The 22,962-nt window shown below is 38.8% G+C and carries 24 protein-coding genes and 1 tRNA gene; 8 read left to right on the forward strand and 17 right to left on the reverse strand.

Going from position 1 to position 22,962, the window contains the following annotated elements:
- Positions 1–70: 70 nt before the first annotated feature.
- Entirely contained in the window at positions 71–1,582 is a 1,512-nt protein-coding gene (locus CSD97_RS13260) for an NAD(P)H-hydrate dehydratase (RefSeq protein ID WP_005823666.1), read from the forward strand.
- Between the two features lie 29 nt (positions 1,583–1,611).
- Entirely contained in the window at positions 1,612–2,175 is a 564-nt protein-coding gene (locus tag CSD97_RS13265) for a YdeI/OmpD-associated family protein (RefSeq protein ID WP_005823665.1), read from the forward strand.
- A gap of 17 nt (positions 2,176–2,192) precedes the next feature.
- Here CSD97_RS13265 and CSD97_RS13270 read toward each other — a convergent pair whose 3' ends face one another.
- Positions 2,193–2,876, reverse strand: a complete 684-nt coding sequence (locus tag CSD97_RS13270) for a DUF5715 family protein (RefSeq protein ID WP_005823664.1) — start codon at positions 2,874–2,876, stop codon at positions 2,193–2,195.
- A gap of 120 nt (positions 2,877–2,996) precedes the next feature.
- Between CSD97_RS13270 and truA the strand changes: the two genes are divergently transcribed.
- From truA to CSD97_RS13290, 4 genes are all read left to right on the forward strand, one after another.
- A complete protein-coding gene (gene truA / locus CSD97_RS13275) occupies positions 2,997–3,749 on the forward strand; it encodes a tRNA pseudouridine(38-40) synthase TruA (RefSeq protein WP_034523355.1) in 753 nt (250 codons plus the stop codon).
- A gap of 69 nt (positions 3,750–3,818) precedes the next feature.
- Positions 3,819–4,718 carry a DMT family transporter gene (locus CSD97_RS13280; protein WP_005823661.1) on the forward strand — a complete coding sequence of 300 codons (900 nt, stop codon included), beginning with the start codon at positions 3,819–3,821 and terminating at the stop codon, positions 4,716–4,718.
- 11 nt (positions 4,719–4,729) lie between these two features.
- Positions 4,730–5,200, forward strand: coding sequence for a GAF domain-containing protein (locus CSD97_RS13285; RefSeq protein WP_005835425.1), 471 nt, complete (start codon positions 4,730–4,732; stop codon positions 5,198–5,200).
- Positions 5,197–5,856, forward strand: coding sequence for a DUF3256 family protein (locus tag CSD97_RS13290; RefSeq protein WP_098032553.1), 660 nt, complete (start codon positions 5,197–5,199; stop codon positions 5,854–5,856). The genes CSD97_RS13285 and CSD97_RS13290 overlap by 4 nt, the downstream gene beginning before the upstream one ends.
- Here the strand turns inward: CSD97_RS13290 and CSD97_RS13295 are convergent.
- Positions 5,843–6,733: a YitT family protein gene (locus tag CSD97_RS13295; protein ID WP_005823655.1), complete on the reverse strand. Its 891-nt coding sequence runs from the start codon at positions 6,731–6,733 to the stop codon at positions 5,843–5,845. The two genes, CSD97_RS13290 and CSD97_RS13295, sit on opposite strands and share 14 nt — an antisense overlap.
- Before the next feature lie 130 nt (positions 6,734–6,863).
- Here CSD97_RS13295 and CSD97_RS13300 point away from each other — a divergent pair, with 130 nt between their 5' ends.
- The gene (locus CSD97_RS13300) at positions 6,864–7,229 is read left to right on the forward strand and encodes a hypothetical protein (protein ID WP_098032554.1); all 366 of its coding nucleotides are present in this window, start codon (positions 6,864–6,866) and stop codon (positions 7,227–7,229) included.
- A 95-nt stretch (positions 7,230–7,324) separates the two neighbouring features.
- Here the strand turns inward: CSD97_RS13300 and CSD97_RS13305 are convergent, their stop codons facing one another.
- Together CSD97_RS13305 and CSD97_RS13310 are read right to left on the reverse strand one after the other, a co-directional pair.
- On the reverse strand, positions 7,325–8,479 hold the full coding sequence (locus tag CSD97_RS13305; RefSeq protein ID WP_098032566.1) for an acyltransferase: 1,155 nt from the start codon (positions 8,477–8,479) through the stop codon (positions 7,325–7,327).
- 100 nt (positions 8,480–8,579) lie between these two features.
- Positions 8,580–9,143, reverse strand: coding sequence for a Crp/Fnr family transcriptional regulator (locus tag CSD97_RS13310; RefSeq protein WP_005823628.1), 564 nt, complete (start codon positions 9,141–9,143; stop codon positions 8,580–8,582).
- Positions 9,144–9,316: 173 nt separating this feature from the next.
- Here CSD97_RS13310 and CSD97_RS13315 point away from each other — a divergent pair, with 173 nt between their 5' ends.
- Positions 9,317–9,613, forward strand: a complete 297-nt coding sequence (locus CSD97_RS13315; RefSeq protein WP_005823625.1) for a hypothetical protein — start codon at positions 9,317–9,319, stop codon at positions 9,611–9,613.
- A 337-nt stretch (positions 9,614–9,950) separates the two neighbouring features.
- Here CSD97_RS13315 and CSD97_RS13320 read toward each other — a convergent pair whose 3' ends face one another.
- The 13 genes from CSD97_RS13320 to CSD97_RS19100 form a co-directional block, all read right to left on the reverse strand.
- On the reverse strand, positions 9,951–10,421 hold the full coding sequence (locus tag CSD97_RS13320; protein WP_098032555.1) for a hypothetical protein: 471 nt from the start codon (positions 10,419–10,421) through the stop codon (positions 9,951–9,953).
- The gene (locus tag CSD97_RS13325) at positions 10,387–11,307 is read right to left on the reverse strand and encodes a tetratricopeptide repeat protein (protein WP_098032556.1); all 921 of its coding nucleotides are present in this window, start codon (positions 11,305–11,307) and stop codon (positions 10,387–10,389) included. Before CSD97_RS13325 ends, CSD97_RS13320 begins: the two co-directional genes overlap by 35 nt.
- Positions 11,300–11,701 (reverse strand): hypothetical protein, encoded by a 402-nt coding sequence (locus CSD97_RS13330; RefSeq protein WP_098032557.1) that lies wholly within the window; start codon positions 11,699–11,701, stop codon positions 11,300–11,302. Before CSD97_RS13330 ends, CSD97_RS13325 begins: the two co-directional genes overlap by 8 nt.
- Positions 11,702–11,705: 4 nt before the next feature.
- A complete protein-coding gene (locus CSD97_RS13335) occupies positions 11,706–12,077 on the reverse strand; it encodes a hypothetical protein (protein WP_098032558.1) in 372 nt (123 codons plus the stop codon).
- 945 nt (positions 12,078–13,022) lie between these two features.
- Positions 13,023–14,075, reverse strand: a complete 1,053-nt coding sequence (locus tag CSD97_RS13340) for a DUF3871 family protein (RefSeq protein WP_098032559.1) — start codon at positions 14,073–14,075, stop codon at positions 13,023–13,025.
- Positions 14,038–14,928: an AAA family ATPase gene (locus CSD97_RS13345; protein WP_098032560.1), complete on the reverse strand. Its 891-nt coding sequence runs from the start codon at positions 14,926–14,928 to the stop codon at positions 14,038–14,040. Before CSD97_RS13345 ends, CSD97_RS13340 begins: the two co-directional genes overlap by 38 nt.
- Before the next feature lie 94 nt (positions 14,929–15,022).
- Positions 15,023–15,295: a hypothetical protein gene (locus tag CSD97_RS13350; RefSeq protein ID WP_004289510.1), complete on the reverse strand. Its 273-nt coding sequence runs from the start codon at positions 15,293–15,295 to the stop codon at positions 15,023–15,025.
- Positions 15,296–15,459: 164 nt separating this feature from the next.
- Positions 15,460–16,122: a hypothetical protein gene (locus tag CSD97_RS13355; protein ID WP_129643414.1), complete on the reverse strand. Its 663-nt coding sequence runs from the start codon at positions 16,120–16,122 to the stop codon at positions 15,460–15,462.
- Positions 16,123–16,340: 218 nt separating this feature from the next.
- Complete coding sequence (locus CSD97_RS13360) at positions 16,341–18,407, reverse strand: hypothetical protein (protein WP_098032562.1); 2,067 nt, start codon at positions 18,405–18,407, stop codon at positions 16,341–16,343.
- A gap of 57 nt (positions 18,408–18,464) precedes the next feature.
- On the reverse strand, positions 18,465–19,223 hold the full coding sequence (locus CSD97_RS13365; protein WP_098032563.1) for a hypothetical protein: 759 nt from the start codon (positions 19,221–19,223) through the stop codon (positions 18,465–18,467).
- Positions 19,224–19,296: 73 nt separating this feature from the next.
- The gene (locus tag CSD97_RS13370) at positions 19,297–20,574 is read right to left on the reverse strand and encodes a phage integrase SAM-like domain-containing protein (RefSeq protein ID WP_098032564.1); all 1,278 of its coding nucleotides are present in this window, start codon (positions 20,572–20,574) and stop codon (positions 19,297–19,299) included.
- Between the two features lie 129 nt (positions 20,575–20,703).
- A tRNA-Gly gene (locus tag CSD97_RS13375) sits at positions 20,704–20,797 on the reverse strand.
- 583 nt (positions 20,798–21,380) lie between these two features.
- Positions 21,381–22,962, reverse strand: a 1,582-nt coding sequence (locus tag CSD97_RS19100; RefSeq protein WP_244284035.1) for a penicillin-binding transpeptidase domain-containing protein, incomplete at its 5' end; no start/stop codon positions are given.

Consider the following 22,962-nt stretch of genomic DNA (forward strand, 5'->3'; position numbering starts at 1 on the left):
AAACGTCTTCTCTTTGTACAGTTGAAATCAAAGCCCTATCTTTGCTCTACGATTTTAAGATAATCCTATTATGAAGATATTTCCTACTACAAGCATCAAGCAACTGGATGCAGATACCATAGAGAATGAACCGATTGCCTCCATCGACTTGATGGAACGTGCCTCACGCGCATTGGCCCGTGCCATTGCCGAGCGTTGGGAGCCGGACACGCCGCTCACCGTTTTTGCCGGACCGGGGAACAACGGTGGCGATGCGCTTGCCCTGGCGCGACTGCTGGCCGGGAAGGGCTACCGGCTCGAGGTGTATCTCTTCAATACGAAAGGGACGCTTTCGCCGGACTGCGAGACGAACAAGGAGCGGCTGGCCGACGTGCCGGGTGTGGACTTCCACGAAGTGACCACCCAGTTTGTACCTCCCGTGCTGACGGCAGACCATGTGGTGATAGACGGTCTCTTCGGCAGCGGTTTGAACAAGGCTCTGAGCGGCGGTTTTGCAGCCGTAGTGAAGTACATCAACGCTTCGCCCGCCACGGTGGTGTCCATCGATATCCCATCGGGACTGATGGGTGAGGACAATACCTACAACGTACATACGAATATCGTCCGTGCCCATCTGACGCTGAGCCTGCAATTGCCGAAACTGGCATTTCTCTTTGCCGAGAACGAGCCGTATGTGGGCGAATGGCAGTTACTGGACATCGGACTCAGCGAGGATGTCATCCATGACATGGAAACGGACTTCTGCCTGCTGGAGCATGAAGATGTGTCTGCCCTGCTGAAGCCGCGCAGCCGGTTTGCCCATAAGGGGAACTTCGGCCGTGCACTGCTGATAGCCGGTTCGCAGGGAATGGCGGGAGCTTCGGTGCTGGCTGCGCGTGCTTGTCTGCGTTCGGGGGTGGGGCTGCTGACGGTGCATGTGCCGTTCTGCAACAACTTCATTGTGCAGACTTCCGTGCCCGAAGCCATGACGGAGCTGGACATCAGCGACACCTGCTTTGCCGCCGCTACTGATACGGACGATTACCAGGCCGTGGCGATAGGTCCGGGACTGGGAAAGGCGGCAGAGACCGAGGCGGCTCTGCTGGAGCAGATAGAGATATGCCAGACTCCGATGGTGGTGGATGCTGATGCCCTGAACTTGCTGGGCGAGAAGCGTAACTATATAGGGCGTCTGCCCAAAGGGAGTATTCTGACTCCGCACCCCAAGGAACTGGAGCGTCTTGTAGGCAAATGCCAGAATTCGTACGAACGCCTGATGAAGGCTCGCGAGCTGGCGAAGAGCGCCGGAGTGCATATCATCTTGAAAGGCGCTTATTCTGCCATTGTCACTCCTGCCGGGAAATGTTTTTTCAACCCTACCGGCAATCCGGGTATGGCAACGGGAGGCAGCGGTGATGTGCTGACGGGAGTGGTGCTTGCCTTGCTTGCCCAAGGCTATGAGCCGGAGAAGGCTGCCTGCCTGGCCACGTATGTGCACGGACTGGCGGGAGATGTTGCCTGCAAGAAGCAGGGGGCAGTGGGGATGACGGTGGGGGATATAGTTGCCTGCCTGCCGCTAGCGTGGAAGATGCTGGAAGAATAAGGAGAGAAGTGTAATTTGGATGGCTTGTCATGTCAACAGAAATAAGATATTTTGAAAACAGAAAAGATTGGCGGAAGTGGCTGGCTGACAATTTTGATACTGCCGATGGAGTCTGGTTTGTGTTTCCTACTAAATCTTCAAGCGAGAAAAGTATTGTATATAATGACGCTGTTGAAGAGGCCCTTTGTTTCGGGTGGATTGACAGCACGATAAAGTCACTTGACAAAGAACATAAAATTCAGCGTTTCACGCCCAGGAATCCTAAAAGTACCTATTCGCAAGCCAACAAAGAAAGGTTGAAATGGTTGCTGGAGCATAAAATGATACATCTTGAATTTGAGGATAAAATACGAACTGTCTTGTCGGTTCCTTTTGTTTTTCCAAATGATATAATCGACAGATTGAAAGAGGATGAAAGAATATGGAAGAATTATCAGAGTTTCTCTGACCCCTATAAACGTATCCGAATCGCATACATTGAAGCGGCGAGGAAACGACCGGAAGAATTTGAAAGGCGATTAAATAACTTTATCTGTAAAACGAAAGAGAACAAAATAATAATAGGGTTTGGCGGGATTGAAAAATACTATTAACGCTAATTCTTTTCCGCTTATTTCTCTCTTGTCGTAATGTGGAAGCATCCTTGCTTCAACTCGTACTTGATGTAGCATTTATCGGCTTTCCGCAGGTCACGGAGCACTTCCGAAAGAACCAGTTTTAAGGTATCTGCGCTGACATCCTGCAAAGGACGTCCATCCTCGTCTTCTATTTTCTGAAAGCGCTTCCAACTGACATCGAATGTCGTTCCGTAAAAATGTGCCGAGTTTGGAGAAGCATTGCCGTTACGGCGGCGCAGGCGTTTTACGTCGTCTTGGGTGCGGAGTACGGAAGTCACAATTATCTTGTTTGGATTCAGCCCCTTGGCGGTCAGTGAATCAAGGAAGTTGTGTCCGATGGTGTCCAGCAGGCTGGCGGCGCCCGGAATGAGATAAGGGATGGAATGCGTCAGTGAATCCACGGCATAGAGCTCGTTTGTCGTGATAGGTTGCAGTTGCTCTCTCATCTTTTCTGCTTCCTCGCGGGATGAAAGTACACGTATGCCGATGGCTTGGGCTACATTGAGATGTTTCTCATTCAAGTCTCCGAACGAGCGCTTGTAGCTGACAACACCCCGAATGTTGCGCGGTTCGTTCAACTTGAGCGACATGTCCTTCTTCTTACAGCCGGCAAAGGTGAATGTTGCGGCAGCTGCGACAATTATCAGTATAGGTAGGATTCTGGAAGAATATCTCATCTTATAAATGTACTATGTCTGTGAAAAATCTGCGTTAATCTGTGTAATCTGTGGTGAAAACCTTGCAAAGATAATTCAAACCTTCTTAAGTTTGCACTATCTTTGCACACAAAAAAGACCGTGCAACGATATTTTATATACCTGGCTTATGATGGCACCGCTTATCACGGCTGGCAAATCCAGCCGAATGGAGCGAGTGTGCAGGAGTGTTTGATGAAGGCGCTGAGTACCTTGCTGCGTCGCGAGGTGGAAGTCGTGGGAGCGGGGCGTACCGATGCCGGGGTGCATGCCTCACTGATGGTAGCTCACTTTGACAGTGATTCTCCTCTGGACACTGTTTTTATGACGGATAAGCTGAATCGTCTGCTTCCTCCCGATATTTCCGTATACCGCTTGCGGGCCGTGAAGCCCGATGCACATGCCCGCTTTGATGCTACGGCGCGGATGTATAAGTATTACGTCACTACTGCCAAGATGCCTTTCAATCGTCAATACCGTTGCCGTCTGTTCCAAACACCGGACTTTGAACGGATGAATGAGGCTGCCCAAACCTTGTTTGACTATACGGACTTTACCAGCTTCAGCAAACTTCATACGGATGTCAAAACCAATAATTGCAAGATTATGCATGCCGCCTGGACCCGGGTAGACGATGTGACCTGGGTGTTCACCATCCAGGCCGACCGGTTCCTGCGGAACATGGTACGCGCCATTGTCGGTACTTTGCTCGAAGTGGGTCGCGGAAAACTTTCTGTTGAGGGTTTCCGACGCGTCATCGAACAGAAGGACCGTTGTCAGGCAGGAACCTCCGTTCCCGGAAATGCATTGTTTCTAGTGGATGTAGCCTATCCGGAAACTACTTTTTTAGAATAAAAGAGGGATGCACTACAAAAACGTACCCCCCTCCTTTTAATTTTTAATTCTTAATTTTTAATTAACTCTATGTGGTTATTGCTTGCTTTCCTCTCTGCTGCCTTATTGGGATTTTACGATGTCTTCAAGAAGAAGTCGCTTCGTGACAATGCCGTACTGCCGGTACTTTTCCTGAACACGCTGTTCTCGAGCCTGATATTTCTTCCTTTCATTCTGGTATCTGCCTTTGCGCCGTCGGTGTTGGGAGGTACGATGTTTGATGTTCCCGTGGTGGGGTGGGAGGTGCATAAGTTTATTGTTGTCAAGTCGTTTATCGTGCTCTCTTCCTGGATATTCGGTTATTTCGGGATGAAGCATCTGCCGCTGACCATCGTGGGACCGATTAATGCGACGCGCCCCGTGATGGTGCTTGTAGGTGCCATGCTTGTGTTTGGCGAACGCTTGAACCTTTATCAATGGATTGGCGTGATGCTTGCCATAGTATCCTTTTTCATGCTGAGCCGTTCGGGCAAGAAGGAGGGAATCGACTTCAAGCATAACAAATGGATTCTTTTCATCGTGCTGGCTGCCGTTGCTGGAGCTGTCAGTGGGCTGTATGACAAATATCTGATGAAGCAGCTCAATCCGATGCTGGTGCAGTCGTGGTATAATGTCTACCAAGTCTTTATCATGTGCCCCATTATCTTGCTGTTGTGGTACCCCAAGCGAAAAGAAAGTACCCCGTTTCGTTGGGACTGGACCATTATCTGTATCTCCATTTTCCTTTGTGCGGCAGACTTTGTCTATTTTTATGCCCTGAGCTATGAGGACTCCATGATTTCCATCGTTTCGATGGTGCGTCGTGGAAGCGTTGTTGTTTCCTTCCTTTTCGGTGCGCTTTTCTTCCGTGAAAAGAATTTAAAAAGCAAGGCTGTCGACCTCATTTTGGTGTTGATTGGAATGTTCTTCCTATATTTGGGGAGTAAATAGACAAGAGATATATGGCAGAAGACCTATATATAAATGCTGGTAGCAAGACAGAGAAATATCGCGCTTTGCTTCCTCAACTGAAAAATCTGCTGGCAGGTGAAGATGACTTGATAGCCAATCTGGCGAATGTTTCGGCGGCGCTGAAAGAGACTTTCCATTTCTTTTGGGTAGGCTTCTATTTGGTGAAGGGTGAAGAATTGGTGTTAGGACCTTTCCAGGGACCGATAGCTTGTACGCGCATCAGGAAAGGCCGTGGTGTTTGCGGCACGGCATGGGATAAAGACGAGACGTTGGTTGTGCCCGATGTGGATGCATTTCCCGGACATATAGCCTGCAGCTCGCTGTCGCGTTCGGAGATCGTGGTTCCGCTGAAGCGTGAGGACGGTGAAGTGTGGGGAGTATTGGATATTGACAGTGACGATTTGGGCGGTTTTGATGAAACAGATGCCCGTTTCCTTGAAGAAATGATTAAAATGTTATGATAAGAAAACTGAGTGCTTTTTTGATTTTGGCTTTCATCGGATGGGGGTATTTGCAGGCCCAGGAAGCCAAGACGTGTTTTAAGAATATGCCGGATTCTATATGTCCGTTGCTTAGCGCCGTGAACCGTGCGGATTTTATAGACTTTCTGGAAAGTAAGATGAAAGCTGAGGTGACCAACAGATTTGGTGGTAAATCGGAAATGACGGAGCTTTCTCCAGACTATATACATGTGAAGATGACGCCCCAGAGTTCATGGCAGATGAAGCTCTTGCCTATTAACGACAGTACGAAGGTGATTTGTGTGGTTGCTACGGTTTGTGCTCCGGCTTGCGACAGCCATGTCAAGTTCTATACGACAGACTGGAAGGAGCTGGTTGCTTCGTCCTACCTGCCGGCATTGCCCGTTCTGGATGATTTTATCGCTGAGGCCTCGGATACAGTGGATGTCTATGAGTATCAGGATGCCCGTCGCCAGGCCGACATGCTGCTGATGAAAGCGGACCTTTCTGCGAAGGACGCCACGTTGGCATTCACTTTTACCACGACCGATTACATGGGTAAAGAAGCGGCGGAGAAACTGAAACCGTTTGTCCGCCGTCCTATTGTTTATACTTGGAATCAAGGGAAGTTCGAGAAATCCTCTACTTCACTTTGATTCTGTCGAATCCCTCTCCATAGACTCCGATGACTGCACTTTGTGATACAAAGGCATTGGGGTCTATGTCTTTTATGAGCCGGAAAATGATGGTGGACTCCCGCTTCTTGGCCAGCACGAACAGCATTTTTATCTCTTTTCCCGTATAGAAGCCCGAGGCGTTGATGACCGTTGCACCTCTGTGGGGATATACCTGGATGTGCTTGGCTATCTCCTCATATTTATCGCTGATAATAAAGAATTGTACGGACTGGCGGGCACTGTTCACCACTTGGTCGAGCACGAAGCTGCATATGTATAGAGTAACGTAGCCATACACCACCTTTTCCCAATCTTTTAGAACAAAGTAACTGGACGAGATGATGATAAGGTCACATATCAACATGACTCTGCCCAGCGTGATGTCACGGTATTTGTTGATTACGGCGGCAATGATGTCCGTGCCGCCAGTACTGCCGTTGTTGGAAAAGGCGATGCCGATGCCGCTACCGCAGAAGGAGGCACCGATGACACAAGCCATGAAGGGCTGGTCGTGCAGGAGGACAACACCCTCGGTCAGTTTCTGGATAATGGAAAGGAAAAAGGTCAGGGTGAATACGGCAAAGATTGTCTTTACGCTGAACTTCCATCCCAACACACGTAGAGCAAGCAATAGAAGCAGGAAGTTGATGGCGAAGTACGTATATTGGACGGGAAATCCAGTGGCAAAATATACGATGGATGCAATGCCCGGTACGCCACCGGTAGTAATATCGTTGGGAAGCAGGAAGACTGTCCAGCCGATACCGTACAAGACCATGCCTAAGGCAATCATCAGATAATCCCGCAGTTCGCGCATGGTGTTCTGTCGGGAGGGAACGTTTACTATTGTTTTCATTATAATTTTATGTGGTTGTGAAAATGCGGTGCAAAGATACTGCTTATTTAGGGTATAATGTTGAAAAAAAATGCGGATTTTTGCAACCAAACTTTATCTTTCTGCGTCTAATAAATAAAAAGAGGAGATTATGAATATGAAAATGAATTTTTCCATGGACGAGATTCGTCTTAAAGTAGAGGAGTATATAAAGAAAGGTGGCCGGGCAGCCGGTCGTCCCGTACTGACTGCTTATTATGTACTGACTGCAGATTCTACTCCGGAGAGTGAAAAGACAAATATCATGATTGCTTTGGTGGCCATTGTATTTCCTACCAGTATAGAAGACCTTTTGGGACAAGTCTTTATGGTAGGGAAGGGATTTGCCGCAGTTTATGCTTATAAGAAAGTGAAGAAATACATCACTCCACAGATAAAGGATAAGGTAGAGGCAAAATTGGATGAGTGGTTCCATGAGAATGTGATGGAAGTAGTGGAACCGCTTTATCTGGAATAACAGTTCGCCACAAAGATCATACTGATTTGCGCAGATTGAATTTATATCGGGAATTTGTATCTGTGCGAATCAGCATAATCTCCGTGACGGACTGTTTATTGTTTTTTGCTCAAGAAGCGTCTGGCCAGATATTTCCGTACCGGTTCATCATAGAATTTTAAGCATAGATAAGCCAATAATATGTTCCATGCGTAAACACACAAGGCAACCTGCCAAGTCTGCTCCAACGTGAAGAGCTGGTTCTTGATGAGCCATGCATAGAACAAGTACATAAATGGATAATGTATCACATAGACTGGATAGGATATATCTCCCAGGAACTTGCATATCTGGGTCGATTTTTTATCCGTTGTGGTACCGGAAGCTCCTAACCAGACGAGAACCGGAAAAGCGATGATTACACAGAACGCTTCATAAATGCCATTTGTACAGACCGGTGTTGCACCTTCCAAGTAGGGCACTGAAAACAAGGCAACCAATGCAATGGCACATATCCAGAAAGCACCTTTCACCTTGATAGGCTTGAAGTTGCGCGACAAAAGCATGCCCATGGAGAAAGGAAAAAGCATCCTCAGCAATCCGCCGCCAAAGTTTATTCCGTCCAGTGTCCAGCCTACCCCCATATTTCCGTATCCGGAGATGTCGAAAATGGCGAATGATGCCAATGCCACTCCCAGCAATATTGTCAGTACGGCAAGGGCTTTGTTTGATAAGCGGTGGATAAACAAGGCATAAAGGATGTTGCCTAAATATTCAAAAAACAAGGACCAGCATGGACCATTCAAAGGAAACATTTCGCCATTACCACGGACTTCATAACCTGCACCTGGCATTGCGGGAATAAAAAATATAGTGCAAAGAAGGGACAGCATAATCATGGAGAGGGCAATATGTGTTCCGTCCCATTGTACGCATCCTTGAAGACAGAAAGTAATGGCACCCAGGACAGCTCCCATAATGACCATCGGATGGAGACGTATCAGGCGCCGTTTAAAGAAGTTTTTCATTGTGAGGTTCCTGCCCCAACGGTCGTCATAAGCATACCCGATAACGAATCCCGATAGTATAAAGAAGAAATCTACAGCTAAATAGCCGTGGTTGAAGGTTTCGATAATGCTACCACCGGCAAAAGCATAGCCTTCGAATATATGATACCATATAATCATCAAGGCTGCTACGCCACGGAGCCCGTCGAGAAGGTCATAATGTGCTTTGGTGTCTGAAAAGGCAGAAGATGAAATGTGCGACATCTGTTTTTTTTCTGTTGTTTGGTTAATGTTTTCGGATCTCAAAGATACACCATGCGAAGCGAAGTTCTTTTGCTTAAAAGCAAAAAAGAACGGCAATCTTCTATTTTTTTGCGCGTACCCGGCTGAGAGTATAGATGGAAATACCCAGGAAGGCTGCCACATATTTTAGCTTCACCCGATTTATCAGTCTGGGGTAACGGCGGTTAAATTGTTCATACCGCTCTTTGGGAGGCAGTTGGAGCCTTTCCACAAACATATGACTGAGCTCTTTGTTTACGTTCTGATGCAGTATTCTGCCCCAGTTGGCTATATCAATATATGTTTCGTAGAGAGCATTTAACTTGTCTATGTGGATGACGTAGATTTTGCAGTCCGAAAGAGTTTCAATGCTTTCTACTGACGGCTGCTGATAGTACAGTGAATCCATTCCGAAGGTTACATCACCTTCCTGGCTGAACCAAGTGGTGGTATCTTGTCCGTCGTGATGAAATACGGAACGGGTGACCCCTTCCTCAATGAAATAAACCAAACGGTCTGTCACTCCTGCTTGTACTATATAAGTTCCTTTAGGGTAGTGTCTTACCTGCATATTCATCAGCAATGCCTGAAGAGCTTCTTCGGAAACCGGATAAATCTGCCTGATTTTATGAATGATGTTGTTCATTGGAGGGGAGCTTTTTATTCGTTTACAAACTTACATAATTTTATTAACTAAAACTGAACTTTGATATACAAATGTGTGCGTTGCCTTATAAGCGTTTATGGTATAATGGAATTTTTTTTGTAAAAGAGATGTTTGTTCTTTGAATATTGTATCTTTGTAGAAAACAGTAGCGTATGAATAAAATATTGGTAACATTATTGGCTCTAATCGGAGGTAGCTGCATTTCATTCGCACAGATGGAGACTGGAAGAGTTTCCGATACAGCTGAGGATACATTGAGAATAGAAAATGAAATTGTCGCTGTTGATACCGGATTTTACCAGTCAGTAGTCCGCTATGATACGGTGCGCTATAATTTGAAAATGCAGAGTGTTTACAAAAAGGCTTTTCAACTAAAGAATGATGTTTTTGTGGAAAAGATGAAAGAGCCGTGGTTAGATGATATTCTCAGAAATATCTTATTTAAATAACCATGAATTTGTGCTTTGCGTCATTCGGTTGACTTCCTGGTTTAACTCACTCGGTTAAACCACACTAAATTCAGCATTCTCTAAAAACAAAAATCAGATAGAAATCTTGCGATAACTATCTGATTTTCAGAAGAGCGGAAGACGGGGCTCAAACCCGCGACCCTCAGCTTGGAAGGCTCTTTGATAATACTATTCAATTATTTGATTGTTAGTCTGTTAATTACTTCTATAAAAGTCAATAGAACAACTATTGACCAACATTGGTAAGGTTTATACAATACCAATAGCAGCATTTAGTAATGCTAAGTTTCTTGTTTCTTTCTCATAACAATTTCTATTATTTTAAAATATCACATTTGCTCCAGAAGGTAGAGCCTAAAATAGCATAGTTCTCTTCAACACTCTTATCAACAAAGAATAGTTCAGAATAAGGATGTCCTTCATACTCAAAGTTGAACTTTATAGCTTTACACCTTCTGAGTTTATTATCACTACACTTAACCACCTTATAACCCACTTCCCTATATACACCTTTGAAATGATAAAGTTTCAAAGGTTCTGGAAGAATAGGAAAAGCATCTTCACTTTCCCTCATCAGCTTCTCAACAGCCATTTGGTTAGCTTGATATTCTTCTTCTGTTGCAGGATACTCCTCTTTAAAGAAGTTCAAGAAATCAGGATTAATAAGGTTATGCTTCATTTTGTTGTCAAGAAGGAATGCAAAGCCAATATCTTTTATATGAATATACAGTTCTTTCTTTTGAAGGCAAATATTATTCAATATATTTTTGTGCGTCAATATTTCCATATTTAACAGCTTTCTTTAAGTCCTTTCTTGCTTCTGATTTTTTTTGAAGCTTTAGTTTTGCCAATCCTCTATAATAATAGGAATTACTATAAGCAGTTTCTCCTTCTGTAATAGAAATAGCTTTATCCATATCTTGAATACATTTTTCATATTCTCCTAAATGATAATATAGTTCACCTCTTGTATCCCAAATGAAAGATACTGTATTGTCCAATTCAATAGCTTTATTCACAAGTGGCAATGCCTCACTGTATTTCTGTAGTTTTACAAACTCATAAGCTCTATTATTATATGACATGGCTAAAATGGTTTTATTGGAGCATCCCTTATCTATGATAGTTTCATAATCTTTCATAGACATTTGTTTATTACCTATTATATTCCAACATCTTGCTCTATGAAACATGACTACTCCATCATATTGATTATCCAAATATAAATCTAAATTTTTAATCGCATTAGAATATTCCTTCTGTTTAATATGCCACTCAGCAGCAGTAATAAAAAACTTGTTAGCTTCAATATCTTTAATATAATTAAGGCAGATTCCCTTTTGATGTAATAATTCTCCCCAGTTAAATAAAGTTCCTTTAAAACGAGTATTTAGTTCTATACATTTATCATAATAATAAGATGCTAATTTGTAATTAGGATTATTTGTTTCCAACTCTGTCATAGCTTTAACATAGTACTCTTCAAAATCTTTTTCAGCTTCTTTATATGCTTCTGTTGCCATTAAAAGAGGTTTAGCCATTTCATCAAAAGTCATTCCTCTAAATTTAGGAGTGACTTGTGATTTTATTTCAACTGTAGTAAACAGCATTATTAAAGTAGTGACTACTGTCAATAATGGTTGTAAGTTACATTTCAACATATTATTAATCATGTATTTGATATTTATTAAAGTCAATAATCCATTTATTCTCTATAAGGAATTGCACACCAAGTACTCCATGAATCTGTATTCCAGTTTCATCCTGCACTTGCCTTATAGCCTCAGAAGCATCCAATACAGAAAAGGTGGAAGTATAATCTCTCCCTTCAAAATTGAATGTAGCTTCAATGATAGGAGTTTCTTTGTAGTGTCCCTCTATTCCCATTGTTCTATATGCTCCTTCAAGCAGTTTAAACTCACTCTTGAAATGTTCATATACAAAATCAAATAAGGTGTTATGAGTAGCACCCGTATCAATCAAAAAACAAAGGTTATTTGTTTTTCCTGACATCAGGATAAGTGGTAAACCTGCCTTTTGCAGACCAAATGTTAGTGGAAATTCCATATGATTATTTGTAATTATAGTATATATCAATCAGTCTCATTTTGGGAAATAGCTGGTTAGTAGAATCATATATTGCATGGTAAAGCATTTTTGCTGTAACCATACAGTTGCTATCACATTGTATAGATAAGAAATCATTTATTTGCTTTGGATTACTAACACCATCATCAATAATTAAATAATCTTTTTGATTAATATTGGTCAAGCATATTTTAGACAACCCTCTACATACAGCTGCAACAACATATTCAGATTGTTGGATAGTGTTACATAAACTCCATTTATCATGATATAAGATACTGAAATAAAATAATTCATCCACTTCTTTTATCTCAATATTCCCATATTCTTGGAAAAGAATATTTTTTTTACCCATCTGTTACTCTTTTTGTAGCCATACTACAAAAAAGAAAGTGTGGTACTTTCCTGCTGAGTCCAAGGTATCACCACAACACCTACAATCACAAACAAGGAAAGCCCACACCTGATGGTATGAGCATTCACTCCCTTACTGCTGTGATTGTTAGTCTTCAAAGTGGTGATTTTAGGACTTCACAAGTAAGAAGCAAACACTTCTTTATCTAATATGTCTTGTTAAACTTCTATTTCATTAGCAATCATTTGATTGTTTCTGTTGCAAAGTTAAGACTTTCCACATATAAACAATCATCCGAAGACTACTTTTAATAGGTTTTCAGACCATATTAGTACCATAGGCATGAGCTTATTCTCTTATCTATCATTAAGGCTCTTGAAGTGGAAAAGTAATAATAACCTTCATATCCACCAGTGGCAAATGTACCATTTATTCTATTACATATCTCTGATTCTCATATCTTTTCAAAATAAAAGCCCCAATTCCATGCAGGAACCGAGGCTTACAACAATAATAAACACAATACAAAGGCTACTCACCTTTATCTCTCTTTAGCCATTATACACATGAATATCAATCCAATAGTGATATTCAAAAAGCCTTTTATCATTATCTCCATGTTATAATCAGTTCAAATACCTTAATACCCAACTACAGCCAGCTACTCCAGAAGGAAAAACAAGAAAAGGATGGAAGACATTTCATATCCAATCTTTCTTCCAAACTACCTTCTGGAGCTTGTTTTCCAGTTCTCCATTCAGCCACCATAGAAAATACTCCTTGCTCACTTACTTCCTATATAAATATAACCAAGTAAGTGTGAAGTGTCGAATTTTTATTTTTATTCCTATAAGGTACATTACAAGTTTTTTCGACATTACAGAATTTCCTAACATAATGGATAAATAAGAGCAAATACTCCAGAAGGAAATAGGAAATATAAGATTATTGTATAAACCATGAATATTCATTTTCTCCATACAGAGCCTTATTTAGTCCATCTGTCAGCTGTGTGGCATTCAGTGACCTATCCAAGAAGTTATCTATATAGCTGCTTTTATTGGCTCCAGTGAGCAAATTATATACATTCCACATAGATATGGCACTCTGATTCTCAGGAAGAGCAAAGTTATCATCATTGTAATATGCCTTGGCTATAAGCCCTATCTGTGTATCAGTTATCAGCATTTGAGGAAGCCTTTTCTTCTGTTCAACTGGGAGATATTGATATAATCTACTCTTACCCAAAAACTGTGCAAACTGCTGTTCAGTCATATAACTATCTTTATATGCACTCATGTAGTATAGGTGTTTGGATATGTTGTACTCCTGAAATAGCCTCATCACTGAATTAAATAAATCAGCAGTACTCATCACCTTTAATTCTGACTTGTAACCATCAGTTGAGACACACATATTACAGCAGACTAAGTTCTTGAAGCCAATGAATACCTTGAACTTTTCTGCACCTTTCTTGCTATATAGATTCTCATGATTATATGCCCTGACACCACCAATGGTAAGATTTAACCTATTACCTTCAATATCTTCATGGATAGTAGGAATTTCAAAACAAAACATCATTCTTTCATAGTAAATGGTCTTGTCTGATTCAAGTAAATCCTTTACTGGTTTATGAATAGCTTCGGGTGTTCTGCCTTTAATGACATGGCTTACTCTGATAGTTGGTTCTTCAATCTTCTCATTGGGGAATATCTGATTGGCAGCTTCCCAAACCATTTCAATAAATGAAGGGTGACTGATAGTTATCTCATTATCCTTGCTGAATACTGGCACTACACATTCTTCCCTTAGATGCTGTATAGTGACTTCTTTGGTGTTGGCTTCTATAAAAGATAATCTTTTGTTTTCCCTTCTGGAGCTGATAATTTCAGCCTCTATAGTTTCAACTGGTGTTTCAATCTCAAACTTTGGCTGATTGAATGTTTGCATCAACATATTAGTTCTGTGTACTGGCATTAACTGCATTGCTTCCATAATGTATAAAATTAGGATTATAGTTGATAATAGGTTTATTGTTCTCTTCTTGTAACTGCATCTTCTTTTGCATGAAATCTGATGTAAGTTGCTGATACCATTCAGGGTATTGGTGATAAATGGAGGTAAGTTCTTCAATGGTTTTAGCCTGATTTATCTTCTGTTTTATCATATCCAAGTTTACTCCATTATTGCACCAATCCAGTATTATTTGCCCAGTAGTGGGTGTAATAGTAAAGTCTGGTTTACCCATGAATAGACTTGTTCTATCCTTTGAAGCAATGGCTTGATGCTTCATGTTAATATCAAGAACTATGGTAAATTCGTAGTCTATTCCATCTCTCATGACTGCTTTTAACCCCACTTTCTCTGGAATCATCTTACCATTCTTTTCATTGAGTACATAATCCTGCTTACACCTCATGGTACAAATAACATGGCTTGGAGATTGTAGAATCTTCTGCATGAAGGCATTCATTCTTGGTGTAATCTTCTGCCAATTAGTGAATGAATTGCCTTGTAAGTTAGCATGATACTCCAGAAGATTATCCCAACATTGGGATATAGAATCAATGATTATCACCTCCATTTTAGCATCCTCACACACTTTTACAGCTTCAATATAAGTTTCAGGTGTGAAGTTGTCTTGAAGGGGTAATACATTGTAATTTCCCAAGTGTGCATATAAATCAGCACTCCCATTTTCACTATCAATAATGGCAATTTTGGTCCAGTCATTTGTCAGACCATAGGCTAATAATAAGGCTGAATAGGTCTTTCCTGAGCCTGCACAGCCTTGTAGAGCAAGTTTTATTTTAGCCTGCTTCTTTGATGATACTCTTAATTTTAACATGACTATATTCTATTAATGATTAACTATTTAGAAAAATAACAAAGGCAGTCAGACTATTAATCCAACTGCCCTTCTGGAGCATTTTTATTAATTCCTATAGAGTTGCCAATGTAGTAGCTCCTCCTTCCCCTTTCTGATGTAACAGAAGGAATATATCTCCAGTTTCAGCAGAGCATACTTCTGAAATGACTGGTATTGTCAGCTCTCCAGTCTCCACCTTCCTTGAACAAGCTCCAGTTTCAAAGCCATAAACAAAGAAACACTTGCCAGTGTGTTCATTTCTTTTCACTTCAATCTTTTCCACATTGTGTTGTGCTTTAAATTCAGCCACACTCATTGTCTTTAAGAACTTCAAGTTTCTTTCCATAATTGTAAATTTATTATTGTTGTAGGGGGGACTATCCCCACCCTGAGTGATGGGGTAGGTGATTGGTTGGAGTGCATAACACTCATGGCTCCAGAAGAAAAAAAAATAAAAAAATAATTTTGAATAGTTTTTTCAAGTCAGTAAAAACAGTTATACATTACTACTTATAAACAGTAGTAATACTGTTGCTTATCTTTGTAAACATACATACTTTTAGGAACATCTTCACTTATGGCTGCCATTTCTAACCAATTTTCATAGTTTATATGTCCTAACCAAGATACACATAACATATAGTCACGAGGATAATCTTCACTTTCTGGATTCTCAGGAACATCTTCAAGTTTTTTCAAATAGCCCTTATTTATGAGTGATTTTCTTATTTTATAAAAGGTGCTTTTTTTTACTTTAATTTTTTCTTCCCAAAATTTCCATGACATAGTAAGGTTGAAAGAATTATTCACAGTATTACAATATAATGCAATGATGAATCCTTTCTCTTCTGAGGTTAAATCTGTATTTTCTAATACTTCCTTCTGAATTATTCTAAAATTAGTTTGTGGGTGTGGCAGAAAATATCTTTTTCTTTTAAGTCCTTCTTGAATAAACAACTCTATTCTATCGCAGAAACCACTTTTTTCTAATCTTGGCATAAAGTTATCTTTTATATAACTAAAGGATTGTTTTGTAATATCTGCTATTTGGAGATAGGTTGAGTCAGTTGAATAGTTTGAGTTGGTTGTAAAGTATAAGCCTATTAAAGTATATAAATCATTTGGAGAAAACAAACTACTAATTCTATTGGGTACTACAGTATAATTTTTCATATCTTATTTTCATGAGTCCATATTTTATGCGATACTATAATACCTACCTTAATCTTCTGTATTATAGTATCGCATAAAATATAGACAATTGTAAATCCAGTTTTGTTAAAGATAAATATGAGAAGAAAACAATCTCTCCTTTAAGGAATATATAAAGATATGAAAAAATATTGACTTATACAAATTGTTTAATAGCTTATTGTATTGATAATCAGGATTTAAAAATTAAAAAATCTTAATAAATTATTCTCTTCTGGAGCAATTCTATCCTTATGTTCTTTTAATTGTAGAGGATTTTCCCCTTTAATAACATATTGATTCCTTGGTCTATCAGTCTTATACATGCTTTTAAAGAGGCTTATATACTTTCTGGGCATTAGTACCTTGTGCAAATGATATTTGACTATAGGGACTAATATAGCTTGTATTTCAGGGGAAGATAATGTTTGGTTTACAGAAAAAGACTCCCTTATAGCTTTTTTGAAAGGGTGTTCTTCTGCTAAAGCCCAATACATTACAGCATTATTGAGATTTTTAAAGGCTACATCATTGTCAGTTCTAATCTCCCAAAGCTGGTTTAATAGGCTATCCAAATCAACATACTTATATAGCCTACCAAATCTCTCAAGAAATATTCTCTTATTTCTTTTACTCTGCCTAATACATGTCTTTAAAGTATTATCATTTAAACTACCTATTGCATCCAATGTATTAATTTCAGTAATAGCCTCTTGTATGTAACTATCTGCAAGTTCTCCTTGTATGGCTTTGTTTTCATCTTCAAGAGCCATTTGTTGCTGGCTTATATCATAATTTATAGAGTTGTATTGGGCTATGTTGGCACATTTATCTAAAGCTTCTTTCATCTTCTCAGGTAGGAAATATAGCCCTCTATATAACTCCATTCTCTCAACTAAATAATCTATATTCAGATAGGCAGGCACATACTCACCATATATGTTTCTCCTAATTAAATTTATAGGTTCATCATTGCTTATCCTCTCTTGAGCTTTATCCTTTATAGCCTCTTTTACAATAGAGAATAGGTTTGCAAGTGTATAGTCTCCTTGGCTAATGTCATCAGCAGCAGTAATAAGCCTTAAAACTTTATTAGCTTTTCTTACAAGAGAATCTGGATAAGTTCTCATATCTTCTACCAATGCATAATCTTTAGTATTATAAACAATAGTGTCACTTAGTATCTTATACTCACCTCTACATCTTCCATATATTTGTGTCATTCTATCTAAGGTCAACATAGAATAGTCTCTTCTGGAGTCTGATACTGTTATTAGATGATAATTGTCTGATATGTCTATTCCAGTAAAGTAGCAACAAGTGGCAAAATTAATTCTATTTGGCAATACATCATTACTATCTAGTTTGGCTGCATAATATTCTCCAGCTTCTTTAATAGATGCCTCACTGCATAGTATTGCACATTCCTTTTTCACTTCTTCTTCAAGAGAAGATATGATATTTTGAATCTGTAGGATGGAGTTATATGCAATGAATATTTTCTCATTTGGGTGAGATTTAATCTCATTTATCACTACTTGGATAATGTTATTGGTATGAAGTAGTTTAATGTTTCTTTTCTTTTCCCATTGCCATGAAATAGGAAATAGACATTCCTTCTTTAAAAGGGGATTGGTAAACTCTTTCATAGTAGCTGTAACCATGCACCTATTCTTGGGAGGGAACAATAGATAATAATCAATCACATCTTCCAGTTGAGGTCTGTAGTTACTATCAGATTGAAGGACATCTATTTCATCAATCATTAGAAAGTAGTCTTTATAATTCTCCTCTTTTATTAATTTCAGTAACCTACCTAAACTATCTGCTACTACCAACAGCTTCTTATATCCTTCCTTCTGGAGATACTCTATTATCTCTTGGTCTGTTGTCCTTTCCTTTTCATCCTTTATTTCACTTCCTATATATAAAGTATTGGGGTGCTTTTTACATTTGGAGAAAGCCAGTGCTTTTGTAGGAAGGACTATAATTGAATTTCTATTTGCATTTATTTCAAGGGTAGTAGCACCTACTCCCGGAATCTGTTTGTTTACTATGCCATGTGGCATCTTATCAATGTAAAAAGATAGATTAAAGTTACATTGAACCTCTTTACACCTTGAGAAATTCCCATATAATAATCCTTCAAGACTATCAATTCTTGTATCTGGTGATATTTCTTCTGGTTGTCCATAATCTGAATATATAATCTGAGGAGTGTCATATAAGTCACCATAAGTATTATATAATTTGGTAGTATCTGCCATATCTCACTTAGTTTAAGTTTATAATATAATAACAAAGTGAGCAAATATACAAATTACTCATTTAAGCCTATATAGTTTCCCTTTAAAGTCTTCCAATAAATAAATCTTATCAAATTTGCTATGAATAAAAAAACTGAGCAGCTGAGTATCTTCAATATAGTAGGAGCTGTTTTTAAGGTTTCCCGTTACTAATAGTAACCAGATTGGGCTATTACAGTTCCTTATATATTGTTCGAGTTTCTCTTCTTTTTTTAGAATTGCTTGTTTAATAATAGAAGGAGAAAGGGGAGGGCCAAAACTATTAGAACGAATACTTATTCCTTTTGAACTATATTTCTGTAGTCTTATATTTTCCACATAAGGATTAGGGATATTTCTATCATATATTATATATTCTTTAAATACATTTGTTACTGTTTTTATTACTTCACTTTTTTCTGATAATGAATAATTTGCTGTAGGGAGAATATCACAATTTGCAAAGAAATTAGGTATGCTGGAATCTGCTAATAAATTCTGTTCTACACTTCTAATGATTGTTTCAAAACAGCCTTCTTGTTCTCTTAAAGATTTATTTACTATTATCTGATGTTCTAATCCAATAATTCCTTGATTAGTATTTAATAAACAGTCTGGTGATTCTGAAAGTCTAAATATGGACACAGATTCATTAAGTAACATTATAAACTTACCAATATGACATATTTCAGTGGTCTTTTTATTATTTCCTTTAACTTCATCAAGGTATTTCCCTATGATAGCAAAAAGTTTCTTTTCACTCTCATTCATCCAATCAATTAGTTTGTTATGCTCCATTTCAATATTTATGAGAAGTCAAAAATACAAAAGAATCTCCATAGTCCAATAAACTACAGAGATTCTTTTAAGCCTATTTCAAACCTTCACTTCCAAATACATATTGAAGAACCTTCAAGTTTGCTTCATTCTCAATCTTGAAGTCTCTTTCAATGTATATATCTGTGACTTTCATGGCTTCATCAATGTGATTAAGTGCTGCATGAACAGCATATTTATCAATACCTACCTTGTTGACTGCTAAAGTAGCCCATGAGTGTCTTGCTGCATAGTACTCCAAATCATCTATTTTCAAAAGTTTTCCAATCTCTTTGAGTCCTATATTTATAGCCTTATTGAAGTTGCCAGCAGTTGAATAAGTATGATAGAAATTAAATATTCTATTTTTTGTTTGGTCTTGGTATTTTTCCATTAGTGGTTGAAGAATAGGGGAGACTATAACTTTCATTTTGGCTTTATCTAACCTTCTGTCTTTGGTTTTACTTCTGTAGTAGGTGATTGCTTTTCCTTCCAGTGTAGAGCAACTGTATAAGTCTATTGAGTTCATTCCCATCAGGCAGAAAGATATAATGAAGCAATCTTTGGCTAAATTATATGGGCATTTCTTCTCTTTTCCTGTGTTGTTGTATTGATAAGGTAATTCCCATATCTTTTTGATGGCTTCTGCTGGTATGGCTCTCTTTCTTGTAGCCTCTTGCTTAGGTATTTCTAAGTTATCAAAAGGTGAATTGGGCACTAAGATGATATTTCTATCATAGTCATTATATCTTTTTTTGACTTCATTGTATAGATGTCTGAGGCATCCAATATATAAAGAGAGCATTCTGTTGGAAGGTATTCGTTTTCCATGTTTCTTTAATTCCTCAATTCTTTGGGCTCTTTTTAATTGTAGGTAGTTCATGAAATCTTTTAATAGCTTTTTAGTTATTTGGTCTGTATTCAAGTGTTCTTTTCCAAGATAAGTTATGAAAGCATTAATAGATGTCTGGTAGTTGGCTTTTCCTTTTAATTGAGTAGTCTTCAACCACTCTTTTGAGAACTGAATGAAATCTATGGTAGTCTTTCTTTCATTTTTAACCTTGATGCACTCTATTATATCATTTAAGCTGTAATTAGCTGTTTCCAATGGGAGGGAAGCACATAATTCTTGATATTGCCTAACAATATTATTTGCTTCCTTAATAAACTTGGGATTCTTTATTTTGAATGCCTTGGTGAGGTCTTCCTTCCTTACATAGATAGAAGTAGGCAGTCTTTTGACTTCTCTCTTATAAGTCATTCTGATTTTGACATTATACGTACCATCACTCTTTTGTTTGCCTTTTAATACTTCGGCTTTGATTGTTATCATATCTATTGTTTTTGGGGGAACAACAATAGACCAACAATTACATAATTTATAGTATAATGAAAGGGGGTTCCAAAGAATTCATATAAAAGAAAAGGATTGATAACCTTTTGATTATCAATCCTCTCTAAGAGCGGAAGACGGGGCTCAAACCCGCGACCCTCAGCTTGGAAGGCTAATGTCCTTTAATCCTGCGGATTAAAGGCAACCAACTGAGCTACTTCCGTTTATCGAAAACCTTTGTCTCGCTTCTTTAGGCTGGTTTAACTCATGGTTTAACTTGATGGTTAAACAAGAAATATTCAACATTAAATTAATAATCTCTTTGCAGCATTGAACTGCACCACAAAGTTAGTCAATATTACGCTGTTATGCAATGATTCTTTCTTATAGTTTTGCTTTTGACTATCAGTTTTTTATATATCTAATGATATGGTATATAATGGTAGAATGTAGCTTTCTCTTTACTTAAAAAGTATTCATATACTGTATTTCCATTATATAATATAGTAGCGGTAGTAAAATCAGTAGTGGGTATATAAAGCTATATCTTCTTAAAAATCTACCTGCTGAAAATATGCTTTGATTACTTGGTATTCTCTGTAATCATGAATACAGTTGTATAACACATAGTTTTATTGTTAATAGATATTGTTCAGAACTGAAAAGCCAACTTATTCGTAATAGAGTAGGTTGGCTTTTGTTGTTACTACTCTATATTCTTTGCAGGACTAAACCGTTTCTCAATGCCATGTGCTAAAAGGTAGTATCTCTATTTCAATATTCTGCCTAAACACATTACTCACCATTTATCGTAAAGAACTAATTAGGATTGACAGCCTAACAAGCACTTCACTGGTATTTTTTTCATGTCTCTCTTCAAGTTCGTTTGTTTCATTAGCCCATGATTCACGTGCTTTAATCCACTTGCCGATTACTATTGGAAGTGTAGAAACCTTTTGTTTGGCAACTGTTGTTAGTTCTTTGTAGCTCTCACTTTTCTCATCTTCATAAACATATTCTTTTAGTGCAGACTGACAGCAATCCAGTAACAGATTTTTGGCACATTCCATGAAAACACCATTGTCTTTATAAAGATAAAAATTATCGTTTAACAGACTTCTATCCTTTTTGTACATTGAAATGTGAGATTCTAAAATCTGAAGTATTCCTGCTGAACGAACTGGTCCGGTAATAGAGCCGCCCCAATATCTTAAATAAACGCAGTCACTATAAATTTCTGACATCAGAGTATTCAAATCAATCCACGCTTTAAATTCATCCTTTAGTAATCCTTTTTGTCCGTCTGTTTCACATAGCTCCAATAATCGTACATACTCATTATATTGTTGGAATATCAGTCGTGTACGTTCTATACCGTTGCTTATAGTCAGCCCCGCAGTAGAGCCGTCTGAATCCAACTTCCACAATTTCCGGCTTGCTTCAATTACTGTATCTGCTTTGGCGTAATTGGATATTGTATCTGTCCCTAATTGATTGACCTTATAATATCTGCATAATTGATTGCGGTATTTATTCATCCATTCTGTATTATCTTCAAACGCGGATGATGAGAATTGGGTTGTGTGCACATATCTGTATAGAGTGTCCATTAACATGACAAGTTTATAATTTGTCTTTAGTATGGTGCCAGTAGCCCAAAATCCAAGTAGTCCTTCCACATCGGATGATTTTTCTGTCATTAAGATGTTGGCTATTTGTCTAAACACATCACCAGCCATCAATCCACCACTTGCAGGTAATCCTTTCTTATTAATGGTAACGATAATACTGTATTTCGGATTATCGGCAGGAAAGTAACCACAAAATTCTACGGCATATTCACCATTTGAAAGTTGAATTGTTCCCGTTGCTCCGGCTACTTTTACTTTATCTGATTGGGCAGGCTTGGCTAATCCATCAGAAACAGAGTTTTTCAATGCTCGTTTAATGGCAGTGTTACTTTTAGCTATGCTATTAAAGATAGTCAAGTTCTGTAATGGAGTGGCGAGAATGCCATATCCCAAAGGATTATAAACAAGACTTGTGTCTTTCACTTGATAGCCATATTTTACAAGTGCTTCCGTAAAGGCTTGTTCATTCTCAAATGCCTTTTTTACTATCTTATAGTTGGCGATGTTGGATGCAAGTCCGAAACCTTGCTCCACTGTGATTTTCCCATATCCACCCCTATGCCAATTATGGTCGCACAATGTATCTTTACCAATGGCTAAAATGCCATTACCAACATCTATCGTATCGGATAGTTTGACTGCCTTTGTTTCCAATGCTGCCAAAAGTGAAGCGGTACGCACTAATCCCGATTCTTGAAGAATGGAATCAGAACCAACAGAAGCCTTAATTTCTCCCGTCTGTGCTTCCATTACAATA

This window comes from Bacteroides sp. AR29 (genome assembly GCF_900217715.1).
In the GTDB taxonomy this organism is placed as follows: domain Bacteria; phylum Bacteroidota; class Bacteroidia; order Bacteroidales; family Bacteroidaceae; genus Bacteroides; species Bacteroides uniformis.

What these genes read in the sequence shown, in the direction of transcription:
- CSD97_RS13265 (WP_005823665.1), top strand. Translation starts at nt 1,612, where the DNA reads ATGTCAACAGAAATAAGATATTTTGAAAACAGAAAAGATTGGCGGAAG.
- CSD97_RS13340 (WP_098032559.1), bottom strand. Translation starts at nt 14,075, where the DNA reads ATGGAAGCAATGCAGTTAATGCCAGTACACAGAACTAATATGTTGATG.
- CSD97_RS13325 (WP_098032556.1), bottom strand. Translation starts at nt 11,307, where the DNA reads ATGATTAATAATATGTTGAAATGTAACTTACAACCATTATTGACAGTA.
- CSD97_RS13320 (WP_098032555.1), bottom strand. Translation starts at nt 10,421, where the DNA reads ATGGAAATATTGACGCACAAAAATATATTGAATAATATTTGCCTTCAA.
- CSD97_RS13350 (WP_004289510.1), bottom strand. Translation starts at nt 15,295, where the DNA reads ATGGAAAGAAACTTGAAGTTCTTAAAGACAATGAGTGTGGCTGAATTT.
- CSD97_RS13360 (WP_098032562.1), bottom strand. Translation starts at nt 18,407, where the DNA reads ATGGCAGATACTACCAAATTATATAATACTTATGGTGACTTATATGAC.
- CSD97_RS13260 (WP_005823666.1), top strand. Translation starts at nt 71, where the DNA reads ATGAAGATATTTCCTACTACAAGCATCAAGCAACTGGATGCAGATACC.
- CSD97_RS13335 (WP_098032558.1), bottom strand. Translation starts at nt 12,077, where the DNA reads ATGGGTAAAAAAAATATTCTTTTCCAAGAATATGGGAATATTGAGATA.
- CSD97_RS13290 (WP_098032553.1), top strand. Translation starts at nt 5,197, where the DNA reads ATGATAAGAAAACTGAGTGCTTTTTTGATTTTGGCTTTCATCGGATGG.
- CSD97_RS13330 (WP_098032557.1), bottom strand. Translation starts at nt 11,701, where the DNA reads ATGGAATTTCCACTAACATTTGGTCTGCAAAAGGCAGGTTTACCACTT.
- CSD97_RS13305 (WP_098032566.1), bottom strand. Translation starts at nt 8,479, where the DNA reads ATGTCGCACATTTCATCTTCTGCCTTTTCAGACACCAAAGCACATTAT.
- CSD97_RS13285 (WP_005835425.1), top strand. Translation starts at nt 4,730, where the DNA reads ATGGCAGAAGACCTATATATAAATGCTGGTAGCAAGACAGAGAAATAT.
- CSD97_RS13280 (WP_005823661.1), top strand. Translation starts at nt 3,819, where the DNA reads ATGTGGTTATTGCTTGCTTTCCTCTCTGCTGCCTTATTGGGATTTTAC.
- CSD97_RS13315 (WP_005823625.1), top strand. Translation starts at nt 9,317, where the DNA reads ATGAATAAAATATTGGTAACATTATTGGCTCTAATCGGAGGTAGCTGC.
- CSD97_RS13365 (WP_098032563.1), bottom strand. Translation starts at nt 19,223, where the DNA reads ATGGAGCATAACAAACTAATTGATTGGATGAATGAGAGTGAAAAGAAA.
- CSD97_RS13300 (WP_098032554.1), top strand. Translation starts at nt 6,864, where the DNA reads ATGAATATGAAAATGAATTTTTCCATGGACGAGATTCGTCTTAAAGTA.
- CSD97_RS13270 (WP_005823664.1), bottom strand. Translation starts at nt 2,876, where the DNA reads ATGAGATATTCTTCCAGAATCCTACCTATACTGATAATTGTCGCAGCT.
- CSD97_RS13345 (WP_098032560.1), bottom strand. Translation starts at nt 14,928, where the DNA reads ATGTTAAAATTAAGAGTATCATCAAAGAAGCAGGCTAAAATAAAACTT.
- CSD97_RS13355 (WP_129643414.1), bottom strand. Translation starts at nt 16,122, where the DNA reads ATGAAAAATTATACTGTAGTACCCAATAGAATTAGTAGTTTGTTTTCT.
- CSD97_RS13295 (WP_005823655.1), bottom strand. Translation starts at nt 6,733, where the DNA reads ATGAAAACAATAGTAAACGTTCCCTCCCGACAGAACACCATGCGCGAA.
- CSD97_RS13370 (WP_098032564.1), bottom strand. Translation starts at nt 20,574, where the DNA reads ATGATAACAATCAAAGCCGAAGTATTAAAAGGCAAACAAAAGAGTGAT.
- CSD97_RS13310 (WP_005823628.1), bottom strand. Translation starts at nt 9,143, where the DNA reads ATGAACAACATCATTCATAAAATCAGGCAGATTTATCCGGTTTCCGAA.